The sequence below is a fragment of the Streptomyces sp. NPDC004051 genome, from assembly GCF_053604275.1.
In genome coordinates, this window is the sequence record NZ_JBSGHG010000001.1 from 138,858 (window position 1) to 158,838 (window position 19,981).

The 19,981-nt window shown below is 71.4% G+C and carries 17 protein-coding genes; 9 read left to right on the forward strand and 8 right to left on the reverse strand.

Annotated features, from left to right (window positions below):
• The first annotated feature begins 10 nt into the window (after positions 1 to 10).
• Both ACWEQO_RS00685 and ACWEQO_RS00690 read left to right on the forward strand, forming a co-directional pair.
• Positions 11 to 784 (forward strand): ABC transporter permease, encoded by a 774-nt coding sequence (locus ACWEQO_RS00685; RefSeq protein WP_452978424.1) that lies wholly within the window; start codon positions 11 to 13, stop codon positions 782 to 784.
• Between the two features lie 87 nt (positions 785 to 871).
• A complete protein-coding gene (locus tag ACWEQO_RS00690; RefSeq protein ID WP_452978428.1) occupies positions 872 to 1,879 on the forward strand; it encodes a COX15/CtaA family protein in 1,008 nt (335 codons plus the stop codon).
• 56 nt (positions 1,880 to 1,935) lie between these two features.
• Here the strand turns inward: ACWEQO_RS00690 and ACWEQO_RS00695 are convergent, their stop codons facing one another.
• The 3 genes from ACWEQO_RS00695 to ACWEQO_RS00705 all read right to left on the reverse strand — a co-directional run bounded on the left by ACWEQO_RS00695 (position 1,936) and on the right by ACWEQO_RS00705 (position 4,614).
• Positions 1,936 to 3,045 (reverse strand): amidohydrolase family protein, encoded by a 1,110-nt coding sequence (locus ACWEQO_RS00695; protein ID WP_361459437.1) that lies wholly within the window; start codon positions 3,043 to 3,045, stop codon positions 1,936 to 1,938.
• A 140-nt stretch (positions 3,046 to 3,185) separates the two neighbouring features.
• A complete protein-coding gene (locus ACWEQO_RS00700) occupies positions 3,186 to 3,566 on the reverse strand; it encodes a hypothetical protein (protein ID WP_361459436.1) in 381 nt (126 codons plus the stop codon).
• 94 nt (positions 3,567 to 3,660) lie between these two features.
• Complete coding sequence (locus ACWEQO_RS00705) at positions 3,661 to 4,614, reverse strand: heme o synthase (protein WP_361459435.1); 954 nt, start codon at positions 4,612 to 4,614, stop codon at positions 3,661 to 3,663.
• Between the two features lie 343 nt (positions 4,615 to 4,957).
• Between ACWEQO_RS00705 and tkt the strand changes: the two genes are divergently transcribed.
• Genes tkt through pgl form a run of 5 tightly spaced genes read left to right on the forward strand, consistent with a single transcriptional unit; the run spans position 4,958 to position 11,623 of the window.
• The gene (gene tkt, locus ACWEQO_RS00710) at positions 4,958 to 7,045 is read left to right on the forward strand and encodes a transketolase (RefSeq protein WP_361459434.1); all 2,088 of its coding nucleotides are present in this window, start codon (positions 4,958 to 4,960) and stop codon (positions 7,043 to 7,045) included.
• A 37-nt stretch (positions 7,046 to 7,082) separates the two neighbouring features.
• Positions 7,083 to 8,201, forward strand: a complete 1,119-nt coding sequence (tal, locus tag ACWEQO_RS00715) for a transaldolase (RefSeq protein ID WP_361459433.1) — start codon at positions 7,083 to 7,085, stop codon at positions 8,199 to 8,201.
• A gap of 4 nt (positions 8,202 to 8,205) precedes the next feature.
• On the forward strand, positions 8,206 to 9,729 hold the full coding sequence (gene zwf, locus ACWEQO_RS00720; RefSeq protein ID WP_361459432.1) for a glucose-6-phosphate dehydrogenase: 1,524 nt from the start codon (positions 8,206 to 8,208) through the stop codon (positions 9,727 to 9,729).
• Positions 9,726 to 10,841, forward strand: coding sequence for a glucose-6-phosphate dehydrogenase assembly protein OpcA (gene opcA, locus ACWEQO_RS00725; protein WP_452977394.1), 1,116 nt, complete (start codon positions 9,726 to 9,728; stop codon positions 10,839 to 10,841). Before zwf ends, opcA begins: the two co-directional genes overlap by 4 nt.
• Entirely contained in the window at positions 10,838 to 11,623 is a 786-nt protein-coding gene (gene pgl, locus ACWEQO_RS00730) for a 6-phosphogluconolactonase (protein WP_361459430.1), read from the forward strand. Before opcA ends, pgl begins: the two co-directional genes overlap by 4 nt.
• Positions 11,624 to 11,697: 74 nt before the next feature.
• Here pgl and ACWEQO_RS00735 read toward each other — a convergent pair whose 3' ends face one another.
• The 5 genes from ACWEQO_RS00735 to ACWEQO_RS00755 all read right to left on the reverse strand — a co-directional run bounded on the left by ACWEQO_RS00735 (position 11,698) and on the right by ACWEQO_RS00755 (position 18,527).
• Positions 11,698 to 12,537 (reverse strand): carbohydrate ABC transporter permease, encoded by an 840-nt coding sequence (locus ACWEQO_RS00735; protein WP_065003010.1) that lies wholly within the window; start codon positions 12,535 to 12,537, stop codon positions 11,698 to 11,700.
• On the reverse strand, positions 12,534 to 13,904 hold the full coding sequence (locus tag ACWEQO_RS00740) for an ABC transporter permease subunit (protein ID WP_361462310.1): 1,371 nt from the start codon (positions 13,902 to 13,904) through the stop codon (positions 12,534 to 12,536). The genes ACWEQO_RS00735 and ACWEQO_RS00740 overlap by 4 nt, the downstream gene beginning before the upstream one ends.
• A gap of 5 nt (positions 13,905 to 13,909) precedes the next feature.
• Positions 13,910 to 15,244 (reverse strand): ABC transporter substrate-binding protein, encoded by a 1,335-nt coding sequence (locus ACWEQO_RS00745; protein WP_361462307.1) that lies wholly within the window; start codon positions 15,242 to 15,244, stop codon positions 13,910 to 13,912.
• Positions 15,245 to 15,324: 80 nt separating this feature from the next.
• Positions 15,325 to 16,947: a glycoside hydrolase family 13 protein gene (locus ACWEQO_RS00750; RefSeq protein ID WP_452978431.1), complete on the reverse strand. Its 1,623-nt coding sequence runs from the start codon at positions 16,945 to 16,947 to the stop codon at positions 15,325 to 15,327.
• A 305-nt stretch (positions 16,948 to 17,252) separates the two neighbouring features.
• Positions 17,253 to 18,527, reverse strand: coding sequence for an ABC transporter substrate-binding protein (locus tag ACWEQO_RS00755; RefSeq protein ID WP_361462302.1), 1,275 nt, complete (start codon positions 18,525 to 18,527; stop codon positions 17,253 to 17,255).
• Between the two features lie 184 nt (positions 18,528 to 18,711).
• Here ACWEQO_RS00755 and ACWEQO_RS00760 point away from each other — a divergent pair, with 184 nt between their 5' ends.
• Together ACWEQO_RS00760 and ACWEQO_RS00765 are read left to right on the forward strand one after the other, a co-directional pair.
• Entirely contained in the window at positions 18,712 to 19,227 is a 516-nt protein-coding gene (locus tag ACWEQO_RS00760) for a PadR family transcriptional regulator (protein ID WP_452977400.1), read from the forward strand.
• Positions 19,224 to 19,973, forward strand: a complete 750-nt coding sequence (locus ACWEQO_RS00765; RefSeq protein ID WP_361462298.1) for an ABC transporter ATP-binding protein — start codon at positions 19,224 to 19,226, stop codon at positions 19,971 to 19,973. Before ACWEQO_RS00760 ends, ACWEQO_RS00765 begins: the two co-directional genes overlap by 4 nt.
• Positions 19,974 to 19,981 lie beyond the last annotated feature (8 nt).

The following is a 19,981-nucleotide window of genomic DNA, read 5'->3' on the forward strand; positions in this document are numbered from 1 at the left end:
GGTGAACCAGGTGACTCCGGGGACCGGCGCCTACGCGCCGAAACCGGGTGCGGCTCCGCTCCCCCGCATGATCGCGGCGCAGGCCCTGCTCGAGACCAGGATGCTGCTGCGCAACGGCGAGCAGCTGCTGCTCACCGTGGTCATCCCCACCCTGCTGCTGGTGCTGTTCAGCACCGTGGACATCGTGGACACCGGCGAGGGCGCCGCCGTGGACTTCCTCGCGCCCGGGGTCCTCGCCCTGGCGGTGATGTCGACGGCGTTCACCGGACAGGCCATCGCCACCGGCTTCGAGCGCCGGTACGGGGTGCTGAAGCGGCTGGCGGCCTCACCGCTGCCGCGCTGGGCGCTGATGACCGCGAAGACGCTGTCGGTGCTGGTCACCGAGGCGCTCCAGATCGTCCTGCTCACGGTGATCGCGTTCGCGCTGGGCTGGTCGCCGCAGGGCAACCCGCTCGCCGTGCTTCTGCTGCTGGTGCTGGGCACGGCCGCCTTCTCGGGGCTCGGTCTGCTGATGGCGGGCACCCTGAAGGCCGAGGCGACGCTGGCCGCCGCCAACCTGGTGTTCCTGCTGCTGCTCGTCGGCGGCGGGGTCGTCGTGCCGCTGGACACCTTCCCGGAGGCCGCGCGGAACGCCCTCGGCCTGCTGCCCATCGCGGCGCTGTCGGAGGGCCTGCGGGACGTGCTCCAGCACGGGGCGGGGCTGCCCTGGGGCGACCTCGGGATCCTCGCCGGGTGGGCGGTGGCGGGACTCGCGGCGGCGGGCCGCTTCTTCCGCTGGGAGTGAGCGGGCTCCCCGGTGCCGGCGGGAGCCGACCGGGACCCTCGTGAAAGCGTGCACAAGCGGGAGCCCTACGATGGACGGGTGCCAAACGTGACCCGCGCCGACGCCCAGGCGGTCCTGCGCAACCCGCTCGCCTTCATCGCCGCACGCTGGACCCCGGACCCCCGGACGGTCCGGCGGGCGGCCCTCGCCGCGCTCGTCATGGCGGTGGTCATCGTGGTCACCGGTGGAGCCGTACGGCTGACCGGCTCCGGCCTGGGCTGCCCCACCTGGCCCAAGTGCACCGACGACTCGCTCGTCTCCACCCGGGAGATGGGCCTGCACGGGGTCATCGAGTTCGGCAACCGCCTGCTGACGTACGTGCTGTGCGCCGCCGTCGGCTGGGCGATCGTCGCCGCGCGCTCCCAGAAGCCGTACCGGCGCAGGCTGACCCGGCTGGGCTGGGCGCAGTTCTGGATCGTGATGGGCAACGCGATCCTCGGCGGCATCGTGGTCCTCGTCGGCCTCAACCCGTACACGGTCGCGGCGCACTTCCTGCTCTCCTCGGCGCTGATCGCGGTGGCCACGGTGATGTGGCAGCGCGTCCGCGAGGGGGACGGGGAGCCCCGGCCGCTGGTCGGCGCAGCCGTGCGGCAGCTGGTGTGGTTCCTGGTGGTGGCGTCCGTCCTGGTCATCGCGGTCGGCACGGTGGTGACCGGATCGGGACCGCACGCGGGTGACTCCAGCGAGGTCGCGCGGATGCCGCTGGACCCGGCGATGGTCAGCAAGATGCACGCCGTGCTGGCGTGGATCGTGGCGACGCTGACGTTCGCCCTGTGGTTCGTGCTCAAGGCGGTCGACGCCCCCGCGGGCCCGCTGCACCGCACCCGCGAGCTGTTCCTGATCATTCTCGCGCAGGGTGTGATCGGTTATGTGCAGTACTTCACGGACCTGCCCGAGATCCTGGTCGGCGCCCACATGTTCGGATCCTGCGTCATGTGGATCTGGGTGGTGCGGGTGCTGCTGTCCCTGCGGGAGCGGCCCGAGGCCGCGGCCGACCTGCCGGACACGGCGGGCCCGGCGGACACGGCGGCCGAGACGAAGCTGACGACCGCCTGAGCCCGCGGGGCCGTGGTCGCGGGGCCGTGGCCCCCCGTCCCGCTCTCCCGCCGCCGTCAGTCCAGCCCGTACACCCGGCCCGCGTTCCCCGACGCGATCATCCCGGCCACCCGCTGCGCGTCCTCCAGGGACCAGGCCCCCTCGGCCACCCAGGCGCCCAGCACCCGGCCGAGCGCCTCACGGAACAGCCGGGCGCCCACGACGTGCAGTTCGGGCAGGCCCTGGGCGCCGCTGGAGAAGAGGATCTTGCCGAAGGGGGCGAGTTCCAGGACCTCCTCGAGGACGGTCGCCGCGCGGGCGCCGGTGCGGGCCAGGGCGGCGCCGGAGTCGACGTAGACGTGCGGATGGACGCCGGCCAGGTGGGCGGCGTGGCGGTGGTCCGGGGAGCCGTGCAGCAGGACGAGGTCGGTGCCGAGCCCGGCGGTGGCCCGGACGAACCCGTCGAGGAACCCCGGGTCGGCGCCCTGTGCCCGGGAACCGCCGGGCGTGCCGAGCCCCGCGTGCAGTTGCAGGGGCCGGCCCGAGGCGACGGCGATCCACAGCAGGTGGCGCAGCAGCACCGGGTCGCCCGGCACGTCCCCGACCCTGCGGGCGGCCAGCCACCGCGCGGCCGCGCCGCGCACCTCTCCGGGCCCCGGCGGCCTGGGCGCGAGCGCCGTCCCGTGCCGTGTGCCGGCGACGGAGGTGAAGGCGACGGTGTGCGCGGCGGCTCCGTGCACGGACTCGGCGAGGTTGGCGAGGAAGGACTCCACCGTGCCGGAGGTGTCGGCGACCTGCTGGGCCAGCTGTTCCAGGCGCACGATCTCGTGGGCCTCGGCGGCGCCGGCCGTGGCCAGCTCGGCCGTGCCGGTGAGGTCGCCGGGCAGTCCGGTGTCGACCAGGTAGGTGGTGATGCCGCTGGCCCGCAGCAGCCGGCGGGCGGTCTCGGCCACGCCCAGTTCCCGGCGCCGGGCGAGATAGCGGGCGGGCGGGCAGTGCGGTTCCAGGCCGAGCAGGGGTGGGCACCAGCGGCGTACGGCGAAACCGGTCTGGGTGTCGAACAGTGTGGTCCCCCGGGCGGGCGGGCCCTCGGTGCGGACCAGCTGGGCCTCGAAGGTGCCGAGGCCCAGCTCGGTGCGCAGCACGCCGTGGCAGTACTGGTCCACGAGGGACGGCATGTCGATCATCCGGGCTCCCCACGAGAGACGCTGTTCCTGCTTCCACAGGTCTCTAACGGGTGAACCGGGCTCGAGGTGCTGCGGCGCGTCCCACAGGGGGCCCGCAGCGGACGGCCGAGGGGCCGGCCGGTGGGCCGGCAGGCCCGGGGTCAGCCGTTGGCCGGGCCTCCGATCTGGCTGCCCGCCATCCGGGTCCACTCGTACGGGCCGGTCCTGACCTTGGCCGCGAACTCGCCGTCGAAGTTCTCGTGGAGGGTGATCCCCGCCCGCTCGGCCGCCTTCTCGGCGATCGCGTAGGAGTGGGCGACCAGGTCGCCCCAGTTGCCGTCCTCACCGACGAGCACGATCCGGGCGCCGCGCTGCCCCAGGTAGGCGATCTGTCCCTCGGCGCCGCCGTGGGCCGTGGCGAAGCCGTTGATCCGCTTGGTGAGCCGGGCCACCTTCCGCTCGGCCTTGCGTTCGGTCCTCTGTTCGGCCCGCTGCCCGCTGTTCTGCTCGGCCGCCGGGTCCGTCTGCTGCTTGTCTGCCATGACCAGGATGCTACCGACGGGTAGGCCGAACGGCGACGGGCGGGGTCCGTGGCCTTGGCCACGGACCCCGCCCGTCGGAACGTCCCTGAGCCGTCTACCGCAGGAAGGGGTCCACCGCGACGGCCACGAAGAGCAGCGACACATAGGTGATGGACCAGTGGAACAGGCGCATCTCCTTGAGCTTGCCGCCGGTCACCTCGGCCTTGGCGCGGTTGAGGAGCGCGTGCGCCTCCCACAGCCACCAGCCGCCCGCGGCCAGCGCGACCGCGGTGTAGAACCAGCCGGTGTAGCCGAGCGGGGTGAGCAGCAGCGACACCGCGACCATGACCCAGCTGTAGATCACGATCTGCTTGGCGACGGCCTTGTTGCCTGCGATCACCGGGAGCATCGGCACGCCCACGCGCGCGTAGTCCTCCTTCACCTTCATGGACAGCGGCCAGTAGTGCGGCGGCGTCCAGAAGAAGATGACGAGGAAGAGGACGACCGGCGCCCAGGACATCGAGTTGGTGACCGAGGACCAGCCGATCAGCACCGGCATGCAGCCGGCGATGCCGCCCCACACGATGTTCTGCGCCGTACGCCGTTTGAGGATCATCGTGTAGACGACGACGTAGAAGAGGAGCGCCCCGAGGGAGAGCCAGGCGGACAGCCAGTTGACGGTGAGGCCGAACAGCAGCGTCGAGACGACGGCCAGGGTGATGCCGAAGGCCAGGCACTCGCGCGGGCTGACCATGCCGGTGACCAGGGGACGCTGCGAGGTGCGGTCCATCAGCGCGTCGATGTCGCGGTCGAGGTACATGTTGAGCGCGTTGGCGCCGCCCGCCGACAGGTAGCCGCCGATGCAGGTCAGCAGCACCAGCCCCAGGTCGGGCACGCCCTGCTGCGCCAGGAACATCACCGGGACCGTGGTGATGAGCAGCAGTTCGATGATCCGCGGCTTGGTCAGCGCCACGAACGCCCCGACACGGGCCCGGAACGGCCGGTGGCTCGGGCTCTGGATGGTCCCGGCAATCCCCGCAGGACGGGATTCAACGGCCGTCACTCGCACCCCTGACAGAGTTCCCAGCAAGCCCTCCCGGGTGAGGTGCCGGTAAAGACTCGCGCGTACCACGCCACCTTAGACGTTGCCCAGACCCGGACAATCGCGGGGGTCCGGTCGTGTTGTCGGCGACCGCTCACCACGGAGTTCCGAGCTCGATTGAGCAACCGGATGAGCGGCTCCGTATTCATCTGCCGAACGGGAAGACTCACCGGTCAGGAGGCGGATCGCCGGGACTCCCGGCACTCTGGAACGACTCGGGGGATGCACGTCCTACGGGGGTAGGCTCGACTCCGCCGGTGAGTACTCATCCGGCATCCGAAGAACATGTGGAGAGGAGCCCTGACTCAGGGTGAGCACCAAGCCGACCACCACAGACCTCGAGTGGACCGAACTGGACCAGCGGGCCGTGGACACCGCCCGCGTCCTGGCCGCCGATGCCGTACAGAAGGTCGGCAACGGCCATCCCGGTACGGCGATGAGCCTGGCGCCCGCCGCCTACACCCTCTTCCAGAAGGTGATGCGGCACGACCCCTCGGACGCCGACTGGGTCGGGCGGGACCGCTTCGTCCTGTCCGCCGGTCATTCGTCCCTGACTCTCTACACCCAGCTGTACCTGGCCGGTTTCGGTCTGGAGCTGGACGACCTGAAGGCGTTCCGCACCTGGGGCTCGAAGACGCCGGGCCACCCGGAGTACGGGCACACCACGGGCGTGGAGACGACGACCGGGCCGCTGGGCCAGGGCGTCGCCAACGCGGTCGGCATGGCCATGGCCGCCCGCTACGAGCGCGGGCTGTTCGACCCGGAGGCCGCCCCGGGCGAGTCCCCGTTCGACCACTTCGTCTACTGCATCGCCGGTGACGGCTGCCTGCAGGAGGGCATCTCCGCGGAGGCGTCCTCGATGGCCGGCCACCAGAAGCTCGGCAACCTGGTCCTGCTGTGGGACGACAACCACATCTCGATCGAGGGCGACACCGAGACGGCCGTCTCCGAGGATGTCGTCAAGCGGTACGAGGCCTACGGCTGGCACGTGCAGCGGGTGGCCCCGAAGCCGGACGGCGACCTGGACCCGCAGGCGATCTACGACGCCGTCCAGGAGGCCAAGAAGGTCACCGACCGGCCGTCGTTCATCGCGATGCGCTCGATCATCGCCTGGCCCGCCCCGAATGCGCAGAACACCGAGGCCTCCCACGGCTCGGCGCTCGGCGACGAGGAGGTGGCGGCCACCAAGCGGGTGCTGGGCTTCGACCCGGAGCAGACCTTCGAGGTGACCGACGAGGTCCTCGGCCACACCCGTGGCGCGCTGGAGCGCGGCAAGCAGGCGCGGGCCGAGTGGGAGAAGTCGTTCCAGGAGTGGCGGAGCAACAACGCGGAGCGCGCGGCCGAGTTCGACCGCATCGCGGCCGGTGAGCTGCCCAAGGGCTGGGAGGACACGCTTCCCGTCTTCGAGCCGGGCAAGGCGGTCGCCACCCGTGCCGCCTCCGGCAAGGTGCTCCAGGCGCTCGGCGCGGTCGTCCCGGAGCTGTGGGGCGGCTCGGCCGACCTGGCGGGCTCCAACAACACGACGATCGACAAGACGTCGTCGTTCCTCCCGGTCGGCAACCCGCTGCCCGAGGCGGACCCGTACGGCCGCACCATCCACTTCGGCATCCGCGAGCACGCCATGGCCGCGGAGATGAACGGCATCGCGCTGCACGGCAACACCCGGATCTACGGCGGCACCTTCCTGGTGTTCTCCGACTACATGCGCAACGCGGTGCGGCTGTCGGCCCTGATGCACCTGCCGGTGACGTACGTGTGGACGCACGACTCCATCGGTCTGGGCGAGGACGGCCCGACCCACCAGCCGGTCGAGCACCTGGCCTCGCTGCGCGCCATCCCCGGTCTGAACGTCGTGCGCCCCGCGGACGCCAACGAGACCGCGATCGCCTGGCGGGAGATCCTCAAGCGCTGGACCAAGGAGTTCGGCAAGGGCGCCCCGCACGGTCTGGCCCTCACCCGCCAGGGCGTGCCGACGTACGAGCCGAACGAGGACACGGCCAAGGGCGGCTACGTCATGCTCGAGGCCGACGGCGGCGAGCCGCAGGTCGTGCTGATCGCCACCGGTTCCGAGGTGCACGTCGCCGTCGGGGCCCGCGAGCGGCTCCAGGCCGACGGGGTGCCGACCCGCGTGGTGTCCATGCCGTCGGTGGAGTGGTTCGAGGAGCAGGACCAGGGGTACCGGGACAGCGTCCTGCCGCCCTCCGTGAAGGCGCGCGTCGCGGTGGAGGCCGGCATCGGTCTGACGTGGCACAAGTACGTCGGGGACGCCGGGCGCATCGTGTCCCTGGAGCACTTCGGCGCGTCCGCCGACGGCAAGGCCCTGTTCGAGGAGTTCGGCTTCACCGCCGAGAACGTGGCGGCCGCGGCCCGGGATTCACTCGCCGCGACCCAGCGCTGACGCTCACATACGACACGTAGTAGGAGATGGAATTTCCATGACAGACGCACTGAAGCGCCTTTCCGACGAAGGCGTCGCGATCTGGCTGGACGACCTGTCGCGCAAGCGGATCACGTCCGGCAACCTCGCCGAGCTGATCGACCAGCAGCACGTCGTGGGCGTCACCACCAACCCGTCGATCTTCCAGAAGGCGATCTCCGAGGGCGACGGCTACGAGCAGCAGCTCGCCGACCTCGCCGCCCGCAGGGTCACGGTCGAAGAGGCCATCCGGATGATCACCACGGCGGACGTCCGGGACGCCGCCGACATCCTGCGCCCGGTCTTCGACGCCACCGACGGCAAGGACGGCCGGGTCTCCATCGAGGTCGACCCGCGCCTGGCGCACGAGACGCGCGCCACCGTCGCCGAGGCCAAGCAGCTGGCCTGGCTGGTGGACCGGCCCAACACCCTGATCAAGATCCCGGCCACCGAGGCGGGCATCCCGGCGATCGCCGAGGTCATCGGCCTGGGCATCAGCGTCAACGTCACGCTGATCTTCTCCCTGGAGCGGTACCGCAAGGTCATGGACGCTTTCCTGACCGGCCTGGAGAAGGCCAGGGAGCGCGGCCTGGACCTGTCGAAGATCCACTCGGTGGCGTCGTTCTTCGTGTCCCGCGTGGACACCGAGATCGACAAGCGGATCGACGCGCTCGGCACCGACGAGGCGAAGGCGCTGCGCGGCAAGGCCGCCGTCGCCAACGCGCGCCTGGCCTACCAGGCGTACGAGGAGGTCTTCGCCACCGACCGCTGGAGCGCGCTGGAGCGGGAGGGCGCCAACCGGCAGCGTCCGCTGTGGGCCTCCACCGGGGTGAAGGACAAGGCGTACAGGGCCACGATGTACGTCGACGACCTGGTGGCGCCGAACACGGTGAACACCATGCCGGAGGCGACGCTGTTCGCCACCGAGGAGCAGGGCGAGATCAAGGGCGACGCCGTCGCGGGCACCTACGAGCAGGCCCGCGCCGACCTGGACGCCGTGGAGCGGCTGGGCATCTCGTACGACGACGTGGTGCAGCTGCTGGAGGAAGAGGGCGTCGAGAAGTTCGAGGCGTCCTGGAACGATTTGCTGAAGTCGACCGAGGCGGAGCTCGCGCGCCTCGCCCCCTCGGAGGGCTGACACCTTGTCGAGCAGCAATCCGCTGCGTGACCCCGCGGACCGACGGCTCCCGCGTATCGCGGGGCCGTCGGGCCTGGTCATCTTCGGCGTCACGGGCGACCTCTCGCGCAAGAAGCTGATGCCGGCCGTGTACGACCTCGCCAACCGGGGTCTGCTGCCGCCGGGCTTCTCTCTGGTCGGGTTCGCCCGCCGGGAGTGGGCGCACGAGGACTTCGCGCAGGTGGTCCACGACGCGGTCAAGGAACACGCCCGCACTCCGTTCCGCGAGGAGGTCTGGCAGCAGCTCATCCAGGGCATGCGCTTCGTCCAGGGCACCTTCGACGACGACGAGTCCTTCGAGCGGCTGCGCGGCACCATCGAGGAACTGGACAAGGCTCAGGGCACGGGCGGCAACTTCGCGTTCTACCTGTCGGTGCCGCCGCGGTCCTTCCCGGTGGTCATCCAGCAGCTGAAGAAGCACGGGCTGGCCGACCAGTCCAGTGGCTCCTGGCGGCGCGCGGTGATCGAGAAGCCCTTCGGCCACGACCTGAAGTCGGCCGAGGAGCTCAACGCGATCGTCCACGAGGTGTTCGCCCCGGACCAGGTCTTCCGGATCGACCACTACCTGGGCAAGGAGACCGTCCAGAACATCCTGGCGCTCCGCTTCGCCAACACGATGTTCGAGCCGATCTGGAACCGGTCCTTCGTGGACCACGTGCAGATCACCATGGCCGAGGACATCGGCATCGGCGGCCGGGCCGGCTACTACGACGGCATCGGCGCCGCCCGGGACGTCATCCAGAACCACCTGCTCCAGCTGATGGCGCTCACCGCCATGGAGGAGCCGGCCTCCTTCGACGCGGACGCGCTGGCCGCGGAGAAGACCAAGGTGCTCGGCGCCGTGCGGCTGCCGAAGGACCTGGGCCGGGACACCGTGCGCGGGCAGTACGCGGCGGGCTGGCAGGGCGGCGCGAAGGCGGTCGGGTACCTGGAGGAGGAGGGCATCGACGCCTCCTCGAGGACCGACACCTACGCCGCGATCAAGCTGGGGATCGACAACCGCCGCTGGGCGGGCGTCCCCTTCTACCTGCGCACCGGGAAGCGGCTGGGCCGCCGGGTCACCGAGATCGCGGTGGTGTTCCAGCGGGCGCCGCACTCGCCGTTCGACACGACGGCCACCGAGGAACTGGGCTCCAACGCGATCGTGATCCGCGTCCAGCCGGACGAGGGTGTCACGGTGCGGTTCGGCTCCAAGGTGCCGGGCACGTCGATGGAGATCCGGGACGTGTCCATGGACTTCGCCTACGGCGAGTCGTTCACCGAGTCCAGCCCGGAGGCGTACGAGCGGCTCATCCTCGACGTCCTGCTCGGTGACTCCAATCTCTTCCCGCGCACCGAGGAGGTCGAGCTGTCCTGGAAGATCCTCGACCCGATCGAGGAGCACTGGGACAACCACGGCCGGCCGGCCCAGTACCCGGCCGGCACCTGGGGGCCCGTGGAGGCGGACCACATGCTCGAGCGAGACGGACGGAGCTGGCGCCGGCCATGAAGATAGACCTCACGGACACCACGGCCGGCGAGATCAACAAGTCGCTGGTGCGGGCCCGCCGGGCCATCGGCACCCCGGCGGTCGGCATGGTGCTCACCCTGGTCATCGTGACCGACGAGGAGAACGCCTACGACGCCCTGAAGTCCGCCGGCGACGCCTCGCGCGAGCATCCCTCGCGCACCCTGGTCGTCATCAGGCGGGTCTCCCGCTCCCCCCGCGACCGCACGCAGTCCCGGCTGGACGCCGAGGTGCGGGTCGGCGCGGACGCGGGCACCGGCGAGACGGTGGTGCTCCGGCTGTACGGCGAGGTCGCCGACCACGCCCAGTCGGTGGTGCTGCCGCTGCTGCTGCCGGACGCCCCGGTGGTGGTCTGGTGGCCGGTCAACTCCCCGCTGAACCCGGCCGGCGACCCGCTGGGCGCGCTGGCCCAGCGCCGGGTGACCGACACCTACGCCTGCGAGCAGCCGGTGCGGGAGCTCGCGGCCCGCGCCGAGGCCTACGCCCCGGGCGACACGGACCTGTCCTGGACCCGGATCACGCCCTGGCGTTCGATGCTGGCCGCGGCCCTGGACCAGGTGACCTGCGAGGTGCAGGGCGTGGAGGTCGAGGGCGAGGAGTTCAACCCGAGCTGCGAGCTGCTGGCCATGTGGCTCGCGGACCGGCTGGGCGTGCCCGTGAAGCGTTCGCTCTCGAGCGGCCCGGGGCTCACCGCGGTCCGGCTGTCGACCGACTGCGGCCCGATCGTGCTGGACCGGGCCGACGGTTCGCTCGCCACGCTGTCCATCCAGGGCCAGCCGAAGCGGGCGGTGGCGCTCAAGCGCCGGGACACCGCGGAGCTGATCGCGGAGGAGCTGCGCCGGCTGGACCCGGACGACACGTACGCGTCGGCCCTGCGGTACGGGATCGAGCGGCTGCGGACTCCGGCGACGGGGGCGGGCGCGACGAAGGCGTCGTCCGGTGCGCTGGACGAGGCGTCGGGCGGCTCCGGGAAGCCCGCGGGTGAGTCACCGGCCAAAGGAGCCTCGGGCGCCGCTGCCGGCGGACCGGCTGCGGAAGGTTCCGCGGGCGAAGCGACGGCGCAGGCAGCGCTGAAGAAGGTGGAGGCGAAGTGAGTACGGCACCGCAGCTGGTCGTGCACCGCGACAAGGAGCTGATGGCGCAGGCCGCGGCGGCCCGGCTGATCACCAAGGTGGTGGACGCGCAGGCCTCGCGGGGTTCGGCGTCCGTGGTGCTGACCGGCGGCCGCAACGGCAACGGTCTGCTGGCCGCGCTCGCGGCCGCGCCCGCCCGGGACGCGGTCGACTGGGGCCGGATCGACCTGTGGTGGGGCGACGAGCGGTTCCTGCCGGAGGGCGACCCGGAGCGCAACGTCACCCAGGCCCGTGAGGCGCTGCTCGACTCGGTGCCGCTGGACCCGAAGCGCGTGCACGCCATGCCCGCGTCCGACGGAGTGCACGGCGCCGACGTGGACGCGGCGGCGGCCGCGTACGCCGAGGAGCTGGCCCGTGCCGCGGGCCCGGAGGACCACGGCGCGGTGCCGACGTTCGACGTGCTGATGCTGGGTGTCGGCCCGGACACGCATGTGGCGTCCCTCTTCCCGGAGTTGCCCGCGGTACGGGAGACGGAGCGCACGGTGGTCGGCGTCCACGGGGCGCCCAAGCCGCCGCCGACCCGGGTGACGCTCACCCTCCCGGCGATCCGCGCGGCCCGCGAGGTGTGGCTGCTGGCGGCCGGCGAGGACAAGGCGGAGGCCGCGGCGATCGCCCTGTCGGGCGCGGGCGAGATCCAGGCCCCGGCGGCGGGCGCGTACGGCAGGGCCCGCACCCTGTGGCTGCTGGACGCGGCGGCGGCCTCGCAGCTGCCGCGGGCGCTGTATCCGCCTGCTTCCGCCTGAGCGTGTGAACACGCGCGGACCCCCGCCTCGTGAGGAGGCGGGGGTCCGTGCGTTTTCGGGTGAGGGGGTGGCCGTTACTTCACCGACCCCGCCATCACCCCCTGGACGAAGTGCCGCTGGAAGGCGAAGAACACGGCCACCGGCACCACCAGGGACAGGAACGCGCCCGGTGCGAGCACATCGATGTTGCTGCCGAACTGGCGGATCTGCGACTGGAGTTCCACTGTCAGCGGCTGCGAGGAGCTGTCCGCGAACAGCAGCGCCACCAGCATGTCGTTCCAGACCCACAGGAACTGGAAGATGGCCAGGCTGGCGATGGCCGGCCGCCCGACGGGCAGGATCAGCCGGGTGAAGATGCGCCACTCGCTGCCGCCGTCCATGCGGGCGGCCTCCAGCATCTCCTTGGGCATCTCGGCGAAGTAGTTCCGCAGCAGGAACACCGCGAACGGCAGTCCGTACGCCACGTGGAACAGCACGACCCCGGGGATGGTGCCGAACAGGCCCAGCTGGCCGAAGAGTTTGGCCACCGGCAGCAGCCCGATCTGCACGGGCACCACCAGCAGGGCGACCACGACGAGGAAGATCGTGTCCCGGCCGGGGAAGTCCAGCCAGGCGAAGGCGTATCCGGCGAGCGCCGCGACGATCACCACCAGCACCGTGGTCGGCACCGAGATCAGCACGGTGTTCCAGAACGCCTGCGTCATCCCCGAGTTCTTCAGCAGGGCCGCGTAGTTGTCGAAGGACAGCTGCCCGGGGCTGGTGAACACCGTCCACCAGCCGCCCTTGGCCGTGTCCTCGGCGGAGCGCATCGAGGACAGGAACAGGCCGGCCAGCGGGGTCATCCACACCAGCCCGATCACGACCAGGAAGGCCTGCACGACCGCGTTGCCCAGGCCGCGCCGGATCGCGTTCATCGCTGGCTCCTTCTGAAACGGCGGACGTTGAAGGCCATGGCGGGGACCACCAGCAGCAGGAGCAGCACACCGAGCGCACTGCCCATCCCCTGGTCGTTGCCGCCGCCGAACGACACCAGCCACATCTGGGTCGCGAGCACGGTCGCGTCCTCCTGCACGGGTCCGGGCGCGATGATGTAGACGAGGTCGAAGACCTTCATCACGTTGATCACCAGGGTCACGAAGACGACGGTGAGGACCGGTGCGAGCAGCGGGACGGTGATCCGGCGGAAGATCTGCCACTCGTTCGCGCCGTCCATCCGGGCCGCCTCCAGCGCGTCCCGCGGCAGCGCGGCGAGGCCGGCGCCGATCAGCACCATCGCGAAGCCGGTCCAGATCCACAGGTAGGCCCCGATGATGGCCGGGGTGACGAGTGTCGGTCCGAGCCAGGAGACGCCCTGGTAGGGGGGCGCGAAGTTCTCGGCGGGCAGTTTCAGCGCGTAGGGGCCGTCGTCCAGTCCGGTGAAGCGGAACGAGCCGTCGGCCCCGGTGGTCGTGGTCGCGACCGCGCGTCCGTCGCGGAGCGCCTCGACCTTCATGCCGGGCAGTCCGTTCTCCCCCTCGTCGACCCGGCCCGGCTCTCCTCCCCCGCCGGGGGTGAAGTCCAGGTACACCACGCCGCCGACCTCGTCCAAGGCCGTCTCGCGGGAGGCCGCGGGGGAGGCGGGCGCCGCCTCCCCGGGCAGGTCCTTGGGTGCCACGCCGACCAGGCCCAGCGCCGCCGTGCCGCCCGGCGACACGTCGGCCCCGGTCACGTACGAGCCGTCCGCCTCCTTGGTCAGGACCGCCCCGTCGCCCTCGCGGGCGCGGGCCGTCGGATAGGACGAGCTGCCCTTGAAGGCGTCGTGGACCGAGACGACGGCCGCGTTCAGCACGCCCTTGTCCGGGTCCTCGTCGTAGGCGAGCCGGAAGACGATGCCGGCCGCCAGGAAGGACACCGCCATCGGCATGAACAGCAGCAGTTTGAAGGCGGTGGCCCAGCGGATCTTCTCCACCAGCACGGCCAGGATCAGGCCCAGGCCGGTGAGCAGGGTGGGGGCGATGACGACCCAGATCGCGGTGTTCCGGACGGCCTTGAGGGTGACCGGGTCGCGGAACATCTCGAGGTAGTTCTCGCCGCCCACGAACCGGGTGCCGGAGGCGTCGAAGAGGCTGCGTCCGACGGAGAACAGCACCGGGTAGACGACCAGCGCGCCCAGCAGGAGCAGGGCGGGCAGCACGAACAGCACGGCGACGATCCGCCCCCGCCGGCGCAGGCGCCGGCGGTGGGCACGATCGGGGTGCGAGGGAGCCGGAGGGCTCGCCTCCTTCACCAGGGTTGCGGTCATGACCGTCAGTTCCCGTAAGCCTTGGCCGCCGCCTTCTCCAGCTCGGCCGCGGTCTTCTTCGGGTCGGACGGGTCACGCAGGAAGTCCTGGAGGATCTTCCACTCGCCCTTGCCCTGGGTGCCGCCGAAGGCCGCCGGGGCCTGGTCCGACATGTCGAAGCGGACCGAGTCGCCGGCCTCTATCAGGGACTCCGCGGTGGCGCGGGTGACGTCGTCGCCGTAGGAGGAGAGGTCCAGTCCCTTGTTCGGGGAGAGGAAGCCGCCGGCCTCGGCCCACACGGCGGCGGCCTCCGGCGTGGCGAGGTACTCGAGGAGCGCCATGCCGGCCTCGGCGTTCTTGCCGTCCTTGAGCACCACGGCCGCGTCGCCGCCGCTGACCACCGGGGCCTCGCCGTCGCCGACCGGCGGGAACGGGAAGAAGTTCGCGTCGGTGCCGATGTCCTTGCCGAACTGGTCCTTGGCGACACCGGCCACGAAGTCGCCCTCGTAGACCATGGCGGCGTCCGGCTCGGGTCCGAAGACCTTCTCCACCGAACCGGGGAAGTCGGTGTTCAGGGCTTCCTTCTGGCCGCCCGAGACGAGCTGCTTGTCCTTGAAGAGTTCGCCGAGCGTGGTGAGCGCCTCGACGACCGTCGGGTCGGTCCACTTGATCTCGTGCGCGGCGAGGGCGTCGTACTTCTCGGGCCCGGCCTGGGAGAGGTAGACGTTCTCGAACCAGTCGGTCAGCGTCCAGCCGTCCTGTCCGGCGACCGAGAAGGCGGCGAGGCCGGAGTCGGAGATCGTGCGTCCGTCCTTCAGCATGGCGTCGTAGGTCTTCGGCGGGGTGATGCCCGCCTGCTCCAGGGCCTCGGGGCTGTACCAGACGGTCGACTTGTGGGCGGCCTTGAAGTAGAGGCCGTACAGCGTGCCGTCGACGCTGCCGTAGTTCTGCCAGACCTCGGCGAAGTTCTTCTCCACGGTGCCCTGGACCTTCTTGTCCAGCGGCTTGAGCCAGCCCGCCTCGGCGAACTGCTTCAACACGCCGACCTGGGGGACCATCACGACGTCGGGGGCGTTGCCGCCCTCGATCTTGCTGCCGACGACGGTGGAGACGTTGTCGCCGGTGGAGACGAACTCCGTCTTGGCGCCGGTCTTCTCGGTGAAGGCGTCGAGCACCTTCTGGAAGTTCTTCTGCTCGCTGCCGGACCAGACGCCGGCGACGGAGACGGTCTGGCCGCCGAGCGCCTTGTCGCCGTCACCGCCGCCGGCCGAGACGGGCTCGCCCGCGCCGCAGGCGGTGGCGCCGAGGGCGAGCACGAGGGCGGTGCAGCCGGTGAGCAGGGTGGTACGTCGTCGCATCATCGTTGATGTCCCTTCAGAAGCGTTCGGAGATGTTCAGAAGTGCGTTCGGAAGACTTTCGGGTGCGTGAAGTGAGCGGGTGTCAGGAGTCGTCGATCCACCAGGCGGCCGTGGCGCCGGGGAGGACTCCGTCCGGGCAGGGGCCGCTGGCCAGCAGCGGGGTGCCGGGGACCGGCGCGGGTACGGGGGCGGTGCCGAAGTTGACGGCGCACACCAGGCCGTCGCCGCGGACGAAGGCCAGGACGTCCGGTTCGGTCTCCAGCCAGCGCAGCGTGCCCTCGCCCAACTGGGGCAGCGTGGAGCGCAGTTGCAGACCGTCGCGGTACAGGTGCCAGAAGGAGCGGGTGTCGGCGAGGGCGCGGTCGGTGGCGTGTTCGGCGAACCACTCGGGCTGCGGCAGCCAGGGCGTGGCCCCCTCGGTGCCGGAGGTGAAGCCGAACGGGGAGGCCTGTCCCGACCAGGGCAGCGGAACCCGGCAGCCGTCGCGGATCCGGGCCCGGCTGCCGGTGCGGCGGAAGATCGGGTCGGTGAGCACGTCGTCGGGCAGGTCGACGACCTCGGGCAGGCCCAGCTCCTCGCCCTGGTAGACGTAGGCGGCGCCGGGCAGCGCCAGCATCAGCAGCGCGGCGGCGCGGGCCCGGGCGGGACCGAGACCGCTGCCCTCGGGGGTGGGTTCGCCGTAGCGGGTGACGGTGCGGACCTGGTCGTGGTTGTTGAGGACCCAGGTGACGGTCGATCCGGTGCCGGCGATGTCCTGCATGGCCTCGGAGATGACCTTGCGGAAGGCGTCGGCGTCCCAGGGGGCGCCGAGCAGGTCGAAGAAGAAGGCCTGGTGGAGCTCGTCGGGGCGGACGTAGCGGGCGTGTTCGCGGGCGGTCGGCACGGAGACCTCGCCGACCAGGAGCCGTTCGCGACCGTCGCGGGCGGTGTACTCCTCGCACACCGCGCGCCAGTGCCGCCACACGTCGTGCACCTCGGGCTGGTTCCAGGCCAGCGGGTTGACCGAGTCCCGGGTGCGGGCGTCGGCCTCCGGGTCCGGGGAGTCGGGCAGTTCCGGGTGCTTGAACAGGCCGGCGGCGACGTCGATGCGGAAGCCGTCGACGCCCCGGTCCAGCCAGAACCGCAGGGTCCGGTCGAAGTCGGCGGCGATCTCGGGGTTGCGCCAGTTCCAGTCCGGCTGTTCGGGCGTGAACATGTGCAGGTACCACTGGCCGGGCCGGCCGTCCGGCTCGGTGACGCGGCTCCAGGCGGGCCCGCCGAACATGGCGTGCCAGTTGTTGGGCGGTTCGGCGCCGTCGGGGCCGCGGCCCTCGGTGAAGTGGAAACGGGCGCGTTCCGGGCTGCCGGGGGCCGCGGCGAGTGCCTCGCGGAACCAGGGGTGCTCGCTGGAGCAGTGGTTGGGGACGATGTCCAGCAGCACCTTGATGCCGAGCCGCCGGGCGGCCCCGACCAGCAGGTCGAACTCGGCGAGGTCGCCGAAGACCGGGTCGACGTCGCGGTAGTCGGCCACGTCGTAGCCGTGATCGTGCTGCGGCGAGGGGTAGAAGGGGCTCAGCCAGATCCCGTCCACGCCGAGCTTCTTCAGATAGGGCAGACCCGCCCTGACCCCGGCGAGATCACCGATGCCGTCACCGGTGCTGTCCAGGAAGCTGCGGACGTACACCTGGTAGATCACTGCGTCGCGCCACCAGCGGTGGGTGTCGATGTGCTTGGAGCTCACCGCGTCGACCTGTCTGTGCGTGCGGAGACCCGGGACTCCCGGGCCGGCGGTACCGTCCGCCGTTATGCATGCATGTTAGGTAGAGGTGTCACGAGGGTGTCAATGAACGAACGCGATCCGTCGGGCAGTTACCCCGGACGAACGCATACTTACTTGGCCATATCGGGCACAGTTGAGACATCCGCGTTACTTAACATGTAACTAGAGATGACCGGCCGGGGTGCGAGGTCCGGAGGCCGCGGAGGGGCGGTACCGGGAAGGGGCGGCCCGGAAGGAGCCCGGAGGGCTGTCTAGCGCGCGGAGACGGCGGCGAGTTCGCGCGCCAGCCGCCGCACCGCCGCACCGGGCGTCTGCCGCCCGGCCATCGCGTCGTGCACCACCGCCTGCACGACCAGGCTCACCTGGTCGTAGTGCGGGCTCTTGGGGCGCGGGGCGGCGGCGAGCACGCTCTCGCGCAGCGTCGGCAGGTAGGGGAACCGCCGGATCAGTTCCGGGTCGTCGTACAGCGCGGCCCGTACGGGTGGCAGCGCGCCCCGGGTGAGGACCTGGCGCTGGACGCTCTCACTGGTGAGGTACGCGATCAGCCGTGCGGCGGAGTCGGGGTGCCGGGCGTGGGCGGCGACGGCGAGGTTGGAGCCGCCCAGGACGCTCGTGCCCGGCCCGTCCGGCCCCGGCAGCGGCAGCGCGCCGACCTTCCCGGCGACCGCGGAGTCCTCGGCGGACGCGGCGACGTAGGCGTAGGGCCAGTTGCGCAGGAAGAGCAGCCGGCCGTCCTGGAATGCCTGCTTGGACTCCTCCTCCTTGTACGTCAGCGCCTCCTCGGGGATCCAGCCCTCGCGGACCCCGCGGGCGAGGAACCCGATGCCCTCGCGGGCCGCCCGGGAGTTCACGGTGACGCGTTCGCCCTCGTCGCCGAGGATGGTGCCGCCCGCGGAGTAGACGGCCTCGGCCGCGTTGACGGTCAGGCCCTCGTAGGGCAGGAACTGGCCCGCGTAGCCGTCGAGGCCGTACCGCGGGGCGAGGGTCCTCGCGGCCCGTTCCAACTCGGCCCAGGTGCGCGGCGGCGCCACACCCTCCGCGTCGAGGACGTCCTTGCGGTACAGCAGCAGGCCGGCGTTGGTCACGTACGGGACGGCGTACAGCCGCTCGTCGTAGGTCGCGGTGTCCACCACGGGCGGCAGGAAGGTCTCCAGCGGGAAGCGCTCGCGCGGCAGCGGGCGGATCCAGCCGGCCGCGGCGAACTCCGAGGTCCAGCTGACGTCGATGTTGAGCACGTCGAAGCGGCCGCGACCGGCGCCGCGCAGCTCGGTGATCATCTGCGCGCGGGTCTCGTCGGCCGAGTCGGGCAGTTCGACGAGGGTGACCTCCTCGCCGGGGTGGGTGCGGTTCCAGCCCTCGAGCAGCGGGCCCAGATAGCCGGTGAGGTCCCCGGCGGTGGCCAGGGTGAGCGGGCCGCGGCCGTCGGCGGGAGCGGCCTGTTCGGCACGCGCGCCGGAGGCCACGCCCACGGTCAGGAGCACGACGAGGACGAGAAGGCACCTACCCGCGGCATGGATCAACCGCATAGGTTCCTCCCTGTGCACCCACACCCGGGCACCCTTGCCGGGGTCAGAGGCCATGTATACCTGTTAGGTATGGGCGATACTAGGGCCCGCGACACATTGCGTCGGGTGAGACATCGCGTCGAGCGGAGCGCTCGGCATCGGACGCGTGGCACACGGCACGAAGGACGCGGGGAGGAGAGCACGAGTGCGGCAGTCCCTCCTGGCCCTGCTCGCCCGCGGCCCGGCCCACGGCTACGAGCTCAAGCAGGACCTTGAGCAACTGCTGGGCTCCGCGTACCCTCAGCCGAACGTCGGCCAGATCTACGTCACCCTGGGCCGCCTCGAGAAGTCGGGGCTGATCGAGGGCGAGGACGTCGAGCAGTCCGGCCGGCCCAACAAGAAGGTCTACCACCTCACCGACGCCGGGCGGGAGGCGCTGCGCGCCTGGTTCGAGGAGACCGCGGACGAGCCGCGGGTGCGGGACGAGTTCTTCATGAAGCTGGCCCTCGCTCCGCAGAGCGGGCTCGCCGACCAGATCGCCCTGATCAACCGGCAGCGGCGCCAGTACCTGAACACCATGCGGCAGTTGTCCAAGCTGGCCGCCGCCGAAGACCGGGACAACCGGATCGCCCAGCTGCTGATCGAGGGCGCGATGCTGCACCTGCAGGCCGACCTCGACTGGCTGGAGCGGTGCCAGGAAGAGCTGGAGGAGCTGGAGTGAGCGAGACCACCGCTCCCGTGCTGCGCGCCGAAGGCCTCGTCAAGACGCACCACGGTGAGGGAGCCCCCGCGCACGCGGTGCGCGGGGTCGACCTGCGGGTGAAGCGCGGCGAGTTCGTGGCGGTGACCGGACCGTCCGGCGCCGGCAAGTCGACCCTGCTGCATCTGCTCGGCGGGCTCCAGCGCCCCGACTCCGGCAGCATCTGGCTGGACGGCGAGCGCACTGACGGCTACAGCGAGGCACGCTGGGCGGTGGAGCGCCGGAAGCGCATCGGGATCGTCTTCCAGTTCTTCAACCTGGTCTCCGACCTGTCGGTCGCCGACAACGTGGAACTGCCGGCCCTGCTCGCCGGGACGCCGCCGAAAAAGGCCCGCGCCGAACGGGAGGGGCTGCTGGCCGAGCTGGGCCTGACGGGCAAGGAGCGGAGCATGCCGGGCGAGCTGTCCGGCGGTGAGCAGCAGCGGGTCGCGCTGGCCCGTGCCCTGGTCAACCATCCGCCGCTGCTGCTCGCCGACGAACCCGCGGGCAGTCTGGACAGCAAGGGCACCCGCGAGGTGATGCGGCTGCTGTCCCGCTTCCACCGGCGCGGCCAGACGATCCTGCTGGTCACCCATGACGCCCGGCTGGCGAGCGCCGCCGACCGGGTGATCAGTTTCTTCGACGGGCGGATCGCCGACGACGCGGAACTCGACGGAACGCCCCCGCCCGGCCGGGGCATCTCCGGGGTGCTGGAGCTCAAGGACTGACATGCGGA